6 protein-coding genes are annotated in these 7,588 nt (G+C 64.5%); 2 read left to right on the forward strand and 4 right to left on the reverse strand.

Annotated features, from left to right (window positions below):
• Window positions 1-248: 248 nt before the first annotated feature.
• Both NKJ73_RS24890 and NKJ73_RS24895 read right to left on the reverse strand, forming a co-directional pair.
• Window positions 249-1,433 carry a cell wall hydrolase gene (locus tag NKJ73_RS24890; RefSeq protein ID WP_352571423.1) on the reverse strand — a complete coding sequence of 395 codons (1,185 nt, stop codon included), beginning with the start codon at window positions 1,431-1,433 and terminating at the stop codon, window positions 249-251.
• Between the two features lie 107 nt (window positions 1,434-1,540).
• Window positions 1,541-2,860 carry an MFS transporter gene (locus NKJ73_RS24895; protein ID WP_352571424.1) on the reverse strand — a complete coding sequence of 440 codons (1,320 nt, stop codon included), beginning with the start codon at window positions 2,858-2,860 and terminating at the stop codon, window positions 1,541-1,543.
• A gap of 120 nt (window positions 2,861-2,980) precedes the next feature.
• On the opposite strand from NKJ73_RS24895, the gene NKJ73_RS24900 reads away from it, so the two are divergent.
• Window positions 2,981-3,898, forward strand: a complete 918-nt coding sequence (locus NKJ73_RS24900; protein ID WP_352571425.1) for a LysR substrate-binding domain-containing protein — start codon at window positions 2,981-2,983, stop codon at window positions 3,896-3,898.
• A gap of 282 nt (window positions 3,899-4,180) precedes the next feature.
• Here the strand turns inward: NKJ73_RS24900 and der are convergent, their stop codons facing one another.
• Both der and NKJ73_RS24910 read right to left on the reverse strand, forming a co-directional pair.
• A complete protein-coding gene (gene der, locus NKJ73_RS24905) occupies window positions 4,181-5,614 on the reverse strand; it encodes a ribosome biogenesis GTPase Der (RefSeq protein ID WP_023674064.1) in 1,434 nt (477 codons plus the stop codon).
• Window positions 5,615-5,620: 6 nt separating this feature from the next.
• Window positions 5,621-6,286 carry a tetratricopeptide repeat protein gene (locus tag NKJ73_RS24910; RefSeq protein WP_352571426.1) on the reverse strand — a complete coding sequence of 222 codons (666 nt, stop codon included), beginning with the start codon at window positions 6,284-6,286 and terminating at the stop codon, window positions 5,621-5,623.
• Between the two features lie 205 nt (window positions 6,287-6,491).
• Between NKJ73_RS24910 and NKJ73_RS24915 the strand changes: the two genes are divergently transcribed.
• Window positions 6,492-7,484, forward strand: coding sequence for a polysaccharide deacetylase family protein (locus tag NKJ73_RS24915; RefSeq protein WP_352571431.1), 993 nt, complete (start codon window positions 6,492-6,494; stop codon window positions 7,482-7,484).
• Window positions 7,485-7,588: the final 104 nt, after the last annotated feature.

Genomic DNA, 7,588 nt, shown 5'->3' on the forward strand with positions numbered 1-7,588 from the left:
CCCTGCCCGGTCAGACCGTCACCGTCCGTCCGCTTCTTAAAGTCGCCGGCAACATAGTTAGAGGGTCCGCGCCCGTCAAGCCACGGGCAGACGTTCAAGCTCAAGTATTTTTTTGTTATAAATCAGCTACTTGCCTGGGTGCGACATCGTGCCCGACGCGGTCGCTGGCGGGCTGCGCCCGAATCCCTACGGCGACGGGCCTTCGATCGGCCGCTCTCGCGCGAAAGATGCAAGGGCTGCCCGAGCACTTAGCTCCAGCCGCCGCCATAGGTGCGGTAGAAGATGTGCAGGCCGATCCTGGTCATTTTCTGCATCGTCCGCGCCCAGCCCGGATGGACGTAGTTGGCATAATAATGGGTCGACGAGCCGACTTCCGGAATGAAGATCTTGCCGGCTGTGACGGCCATGGCGACATCCTGTGCGGTCTGGTAGGCAGCGGGGTTGTCGATGCGCTTCTTCCTGCCGTCGCAGGCGAAGGAAAACTGGCAGCGGTTGAACCAGTTGTCGTTCTGGTAGACGACGCCGCAGATCGAGTTCGGATAGGCCGGGTTGCGGACGCGGTTGAGGATGACCTGGGCAACGGCGGCCTGGCCGCGCACGGCTTCGCCGCGCGCTTCGAAATAGATGCCCTTGGCGAGACATGCCTGCTCCGGCTTGGAAAAGACGCTCGCCGGCAGCGGCGTCTGCATCCAAGAATGGTCGCCCTTGCTCAGCGGCGGAATGAAGCGACCGTCGTTTGGGTCCTCGTCCTGCAGCAAGGCCTCGAAGGGCGACGCCTGTGCATAATCGGGAGCGGACGAGGCGTAGGCGGTCGCCAGCACGTCAGGATGATCATTGTTGACCAGCGCGGCAAGCATCGCCGGTACGCCGGGATCCGGCTTCTTGTCGATGCGCGTGTGGAAGGCGGCGGCGATCTGGATTTCCTTGCCTTTGATCTCGGGCTTGGCGAAAGCCATCCTCAGGCCGCTATCCATGCTTGGGCGGAGCAGCGAAGAGGTGCGCTCGAAGATCGAGCCGGCATTGAAGTTTTTCGGCGGCGAGACGGGCGAGACCTGGATGATGCGGCCCTTCTTGTCGGCACGCGTGATGCGGTTCTCGTCCGGCGTCGTGCCGGCGATGCTGCCCTTGCCGCGAAACGAAACGGCGCCGATGCCGGGCAGTTGGACACCGGAGCCGGAGAGCGAGCCGGTGCTGCTGGAATCGAGGAAGGGCATTTCGGCGGCGTGAACGGAGCCGGCTACGGATTTCTCGACATAGGCGTTCCAGCGGACGCTCGGCGCCTCCAGGCCGGAGACCAGGCTGGTCATGTCCTGATAGGCAGCGACCGTCGGAAAGCCGATCCAGATGCCAAGGCCAATAACGAGGGGAGACAGGAAGGAACGCTTTTTCTCACCGGCGGCGGCGACAAGCCGCGTCAAAACACGTCGATGCACGGAACTCTCCAGAAACGCAACGGACCCCACTGGAGAGCTACAATGATGCATTAACCTTGATGGGGCGTTAACAGCTTAGAACGTTGTTTTCCCATCTCGTGTCGAAGTCAGGCGCTTTTGCGGCCATCGCTTGACGGAAGAAAGATCGGCCAGGCGATCAGCGCGCAAATAGCCGCACCCAGCCAGACGCCTGCCCACGAGCAGAGCACGAGAAGTCCGGGAATGGCGATCGGCACCAGGAAGAAGGCAATGAAGACCAGGCTGTTGGCAAGGCCGAGCGCCGTTCCGGCCTGGCTCGCGCCGGCCAGCGTCGCAAGCTCGGTGTAGGCGACGCCATGCCAGGAGGAGACGCAGATGCCGGCCACGACCAGCATCGCGACCATCGCCGGCGACAGCATCGGCGCTTGGCCTGACAAGAATTGGGCCGCCAACAAGACGAGCGCGGCAAGCACGGTGAAGGCGACCACGCTCAACAGGCTGCACAGACGCAGGAACGACCGGCGGTTGCCGTGACGGTCGGTGTAGCGGCCGCTCCAGACGCGCATGACCATGGCGCCGACCTGCACGGCAGCCAGGCTGGCGCTGATCACGGCTGTTCCCATGCCGGCGAAATCATGCAGGAACACGGAAGCAAATGTAAGCACCGCCACCTGCGGAAAGCAAAGCAGGCCGATGGCTGTTGCGATGCGCCAGACGGCCGGGTTGCGCAGCGGCGCCGGGCCGGCCGACAATGCCATGCTGCCCGAATTGGCATCGTCATGCGCCGGCGGCTGATGCAGCCAGCGCCAGGCGAGCGAGGTCGAGACCGCGGATGCAGCCGCCAGAAGGCCGAAGACTGCCGTGAAGCCATGGGCTGAAGCGAGCGACGGCAGCACGAGCGCGCCAAGCCCGCCGCCAAGCGGCACCGCCGTCTGCCTGATGCTCATGGCAAAGCCGCGCTCGCCTTCGCCGAACCAGGCCATGATGGCGCGGCCGCTGGAGCCGTTGACGCTGCCGCCGAGCAATCCGGTGACCAGCAGGGCAGCGGCGAGAAGCGCGATGCCGGGAATATGGGCCGGTGACGGCACGACCAGCGCGGCCATGACAAGCAGCCAAACCGCGGTTGCGCCGAGCCCTGTCAGCAGCACGCGGCGGTCGCCCCAGCGATCGGTCAGCAGCCCCCACGGCAATTCGCTCAGCGCCACGCCCAGGCCGAGAACGCCAAGCGCCAGGCCGAGTTCGCCATTCGAGAGATGGTAGCCCGAGCGCAGGAACACCGCCGTCGCCGGAATGCCGGAGAAGGTCGCGGAAAAGCAGGCATTGGCGGCGACGCCGATGCCCAGCACCTTCCAGCGATGATTGGCTCGAAGTGCCGCCGCTTCTGACGGGGCGGCAACGGCGGCCGGGCGAAGCGGTTTGCATTCTGCTCGTGTGGCGACAGCGGACATGGTTCAACTCCTGCATGGGTCGTCTGCATTCGGTCTTGACGCGCTCTCTCTACCGCCATAGCTTCGTACTGAATATCAGGAAGTTTTTGACGCAATGTCCCAAATATCAGGATTATTGGCATGCGACGCGTGACATTCGATCTCGACGTCCTGCGCAGCTTCGTTACCGGCATGGAGCTGGGCAGCTTCGCCAAGGCCGCCGACCGGCTCGGCCGCTCGACCTCGGCAATCAGTGCGCAATTGAAGAAGCTGGAGGAGCAGGCGGCGACGCCGATCTTCCGCAAATCTGGGCGTGGCCTGGCGCTGACGGACGCGGGCGAGACCATGCTCGGCTACGCGCGGCGGCTGATCGAGCTCAATGACGAGGCCGCCTCCGCCATCCACGATGTCGAGCTGGAGGGTTGGGTGCGGCTTGGGCTACAGGAGGATTTCGGCGAGGCGGTGCTGCCGGAGGTGCTCGGGCGCTTCGCCCGCGCCCATCCCAAGGTCAAGATCGAGGCCAGAATCGCACGCAGCCATGAGCTTGCCGAACGGATCATTTCGGGCAGCCTCGATATCGCGCTTGCCTGGCACAATGGCGCGACGCTGCCCTACAGCCGGCATGTCGCCGACGTCCAGATGCGCTGGATCGGCCCGGCAAAACAGATCGAGACCAGCCTGCGCGATGGCGAGGCGTTGCCGCTGGTGGCGCTCGAAGCGCCGTGCCTGCTGCGCAGCGTGGCGACCGAAACGCTCGACCGCGCCGGCCTGGCATGGCGGATGGCCTTCTCCAGCCCGAGCCTTGGCGGCATCTGGGCAGCCGTCGCCGCCGGGCTCGGACTGACGATCCGCACCGATATCGGCCTGCCGGCCAGCGTCAGGGCGATGACGCCGGAGATCGCCGGGCTGCCCGCCTTGCCCAAGATGGCGCTGTTCCTGCATCGCAAGGAGGCCGAGCCCGACCCAGTGGCAGCGCGGCTTGGCGACATCCTGCTGCAGGCAGCGCTGGCGGCGCTGCCCGGAACCGGCGATGCGAATGGTCTGAGGAAGGTGGCTTAAGGCCGATGAGCCGAAATGACCGCAAGCCTCGTAGCTTCGTCAGTTGAAGAATCCAGAAACGCAGAACGAGCGCCGCGATCCTTCGCGCCCCCCTCTGTCCTGCCGGACATCTCCCCCACGAGGGGGGAGATTGGCAGGTTCGCCGTCCCGCCCCTCTTTCAATGTTGGAGATTGGCGAAAGCGGAGAGGACGGCCAATCTCCCCCCAAGTGGGGGAGATGCCCGGCAGGGCAGAGGGGGGCGCTGTCCCGCCGACGTCTCGCAAGGTTCCGCCAATGATGATCTAGTGGCGCTTCTTTGCCTTGCCGGCGAAAGGATTGTCCGAGGTGCGCAAGGCGATGCGGATCGGCACGCCGGGCATGTCGAAAGCCTCGCGCAGGCTGTTCGAGAGATAGCGGACGTAGGATTGCGGCATCGCATCCGGCCGTGAGCAGGAGACGACGAAGCCCGGCGGCCGCGTCTTGGCCTGCGTGACATATTTGATCTTCAGCCGACGCCCGGCGACAGCGGGCGGCGGATGATGCGCCAGGATGCCTTCCAGCCAGCGGTTGAGCCTGCCGGTCGACACACGGCTGTTCCAAACTCGATGCGTCCTGATGACAGCATCCATCAGCTTGTCGAGGCCACGCCCGGTCTCGGCCGACACCGGCACCGCCTGCATGCCGCGCGCCTGCGGCAGCAGCCGCTCGGTTTTTTCGCGCAGCTCGGCCAGCAACTCCTGGGGATGATCGACGAGGTCCCATTTGTTGAAGGCGATCACCGGGGCACGGCCCTCGCGGATGATCAGGTCGGCGATCTGCAGATCCTGCTTCTCGAAGGGAATGGTGGCGTCGAGCACGATGATGACGATTTCGGCAAAGCGGATGGCGCGCAAGCCGTCCTGCACCGACATCACTTCGAGCTTTTCGTGGATCCTGGCCTTGCGGCGCATGCCGGCGGTGTCGAACAATTTTAAGCGGCGGCCATGCCAGTCCCAGTCGACCGAGATGGAATCGCGAGTGATGCCGGCCTCAGGGCCGGTCAACAGCCGCTCCTCGCCGATTAGTGCGTTGATCAGCGTCGACTTGCCGGCGTTGGGGCGGCCGACGACGGCGATGCGCATCGGCTTGGTGTCGTCATAGCTCGGCTCGGCGTCCGGGTCGGTGATGTCCTCGCCGATCAGCACCTCGCTGGCGGCGACCTCATCCTCGCCGGCCTCTTCGTCCTCGCCGAAGGCGCGCGCCTCGCCAAGTGCTGCGATCACCGCGTCGCGCAAATCGGGCAGCCCCTGGCCGTGTTCGGCCGAGACCGGGATCGGTTCGCCAAGGCCGAGCTCCCAGGCCTCCAGCATGCCGCCCTGGGCGCCGCGCGCCTCAGCCTTGTTGGCAACGACGACAACCGGCTTGCCGGACTTGCGCACGATCTCGGCGAACGTCTTGTCGTCAGGCATCAGCCCGGACTTGGCATCGATCGTAAAAAAGATCAGGTCGGCCTCGCGGATGGCGATCTCGGTCTGGGCGCGCATGCGGCCGGGCAGCGTCGAGGCAGCCGCATCCTCGAAGCCGGCGGTGTCGATGACGTCGAAATGCAGGTCGTAGAGCTTTGCGGCATGGACGCGGCGATCGCGAGTGACGCCGGGCGTATCATCGACAAGCGCCAGCTTCCTTCCCACCAGCCGATTGAAAAGGGTCGATTTGCCGACGTTAGGCCGGCCGATGATGGCGACTTTGAAGGTCATGGACTATCACGACACGCCGCCCGAGCCGCGGATCAGCTCGGACATCAAAGTCGCCCGCTCGCGCGTGTTGCGCGGGGCGCCATCATCCGCGGCGATCTGGTCGAACAGCTTCAATGCATCCGCCGCCTTGCCTTCCTTCCAGGCGGCAAGGCCAAGCGCCTCGCGCGCCGTATGGCGCAGCGTGTTGGTGTCGGCGGCGAGCGCCTCGACGCGGCTGGAGACATCGGCGAAAGAGCCGTGGTCGACCAGAAGCAGCGCTGCCCTGAGACGAGCCATGTCGCGAATGCCAGAGGGGATCTTGGTGTCGGCGGCGACCTCGTCGAAATCCTTGACGGCGGCGTCGACGTCGCCCTTGTCCGCCTTGACGGTTGCCGCGCGCATGCGGGCGAGCAGCGGATAGGCGCCGTAGCCGTCCTTCTCCAACGCCTCCAGAGCGGCAAGCGCCTCGTCGTTCTTCCCGTCATTAGCAAGCTTGAGCGCCTGCGAAAAAGCATCGCCCGAGCGGTTGGCGCGAGTTTCGTCCCAATAGCGGTAGCCGACGACAGCAGCAGTGCCGAGCACCACCAGCACGGCCAGCACGAGCAAGGCGGGACCGAAACGGTCCCACAGCGCATGCGCCTGGTCGCGACGAATCTCTTCGTTGACTTCGCGGATAAAACTGTCGTCCGACATGGATCAAAACCATTTCCTGCCCCGGGCGGGGCGGTTGATGAGCCCGCGTTTTAGCGAAATTTTGCCGGCATGGAAGGGGTTCGGCAGGAAAATCGCCTATTCACGAGGCAGTCGCCGCCAACGGCGGCCGTACAGGTCGATCCTACCCGTGCCATATTTCACCGGTAGGCGTCGCTTCTACATTCCTTGATCCGGTCAGATGCCTTTGCCCCGTTTGTCCCGCGTTGTTGCGTTTTCGATTGCCGCGCTTGCTACCGGCGCGGCTTTTGCCGACCCGCCGGCGCCGCCGGCAAAACCGAAGCAGATCGTCATCATCTCATTCGACAGCGCCCGCGACATTTCGCAGTGGCAGCGCAGCCGGGCGCTGGCCCGGCGCACAGGCGCGCATTTCACCTATTTCGTCTCCTGCGTGTTCCTGTTGTCGCCGCAGACACGCAAGGAATACACCGCGCCCGGCAAAACAGAAGGCAAATCGAATATCGGCTTTGCCGCCTCCAGGCAGGAAGTCGCCGACCGGCTCGAGCAGATCAACCTTGCGGCCTCAGAAGGCCACGACATCGGCAGCCACGGCTGTGGGCACTTCGACGGCAAGGACTGGAGCAAGGCCGACTGGCTGGGCGAGTTCGGCTCGTTCAAGCATATTCTCGAGAACGCCTATTCGATCAACGGCATTGCACCCGAACCAAAGGGCTGGCGCGATTTCGCCCGCAAGTCGGTGGTCGGGTTCCGCGCGCCTTATTTGTCGGCAAACAAGGCGCTCTACGAGGCGCTGCCCGCGGCCGGTTTCCTGCTCGACGCAAGCGGCGTCTCGCGTGGGCCGGTCGAGCCGCCGACCGTCAACGGCATCACGCGCTTTTCGCTGCCGCAGATCCCGGAAGGGCCGAGCTCAAGGCGCGTGATCGCCATGGATTACAATCTCTATGTCAGACATTCCGGCGGCTTCGAGCGGCCGAGCATGGCAGAAGAGTTCGCTGACCGGACCTATAACGCGTTCCGCGCCGCCTTCGATGCGCAATACCAGGGCAAGCGCATTCCGCTTGAGCTCGGCTTCCACTTCACGCTGATGAATGACGGCGCCTACTGGAACGCGCTGGAACGCTTTGCCGGCGAGGTCTGCGTGATGAAACAAGTCGAGTGCATCAGTTTTCACGATTATGTTTCGCGGCGAGGCGAAAGGCACGCGGCGGTGGGGGGGTGAGCGGAAGCCCGCGCCCCCCCCCCGTCTTTTAATTGCGGCGGGTGCGCAGGGCGCAACCCCGCGTGGTGAAGATAGAGATAAAGACGGGCGATATTAAAAAAAAT

This window comes from Mesorhizobium sp. M0074 (assembly GCF_040322975.1).
GTDB lineage: Bacteria > Pseudomonadota > Alphaproteobacteria > Rhizobiales > Rhizobiaceae > Mesorhizobium.

Bases quoted from the DNA above. Each gene is read 5' to 3' on its own strand.
- NKJ73_RS24895 (WP_352571424.1), bottom strand. From the start codon at position 2,860: ATGTCCGCTGTCGCCACACGAGCAGAATGCAAACCGCTTCGCCCGGCC.
- NKJ73_RS24900 (WP_352571425.1), top strand. From the start codon at position 2,981: ATGCGACGCGTGACATTCGATCTCGACGTCCTGCGCAGCTTCGTTACC.
- der (WP_023674064.1), bottom strand. From the start codon at position 5,614: ATGACCTTCAAAGTCGCCATCATCGGCCGGCCTAACGTCGGCAAATCG.
- NKJ73_RS24910 (WP_352571426.1), bottom strand. From the start codon at position 6,286: ATGTCGGACGACAGTTTTATCCGCGAAGTCAACGAAGAGATTCGTCGC.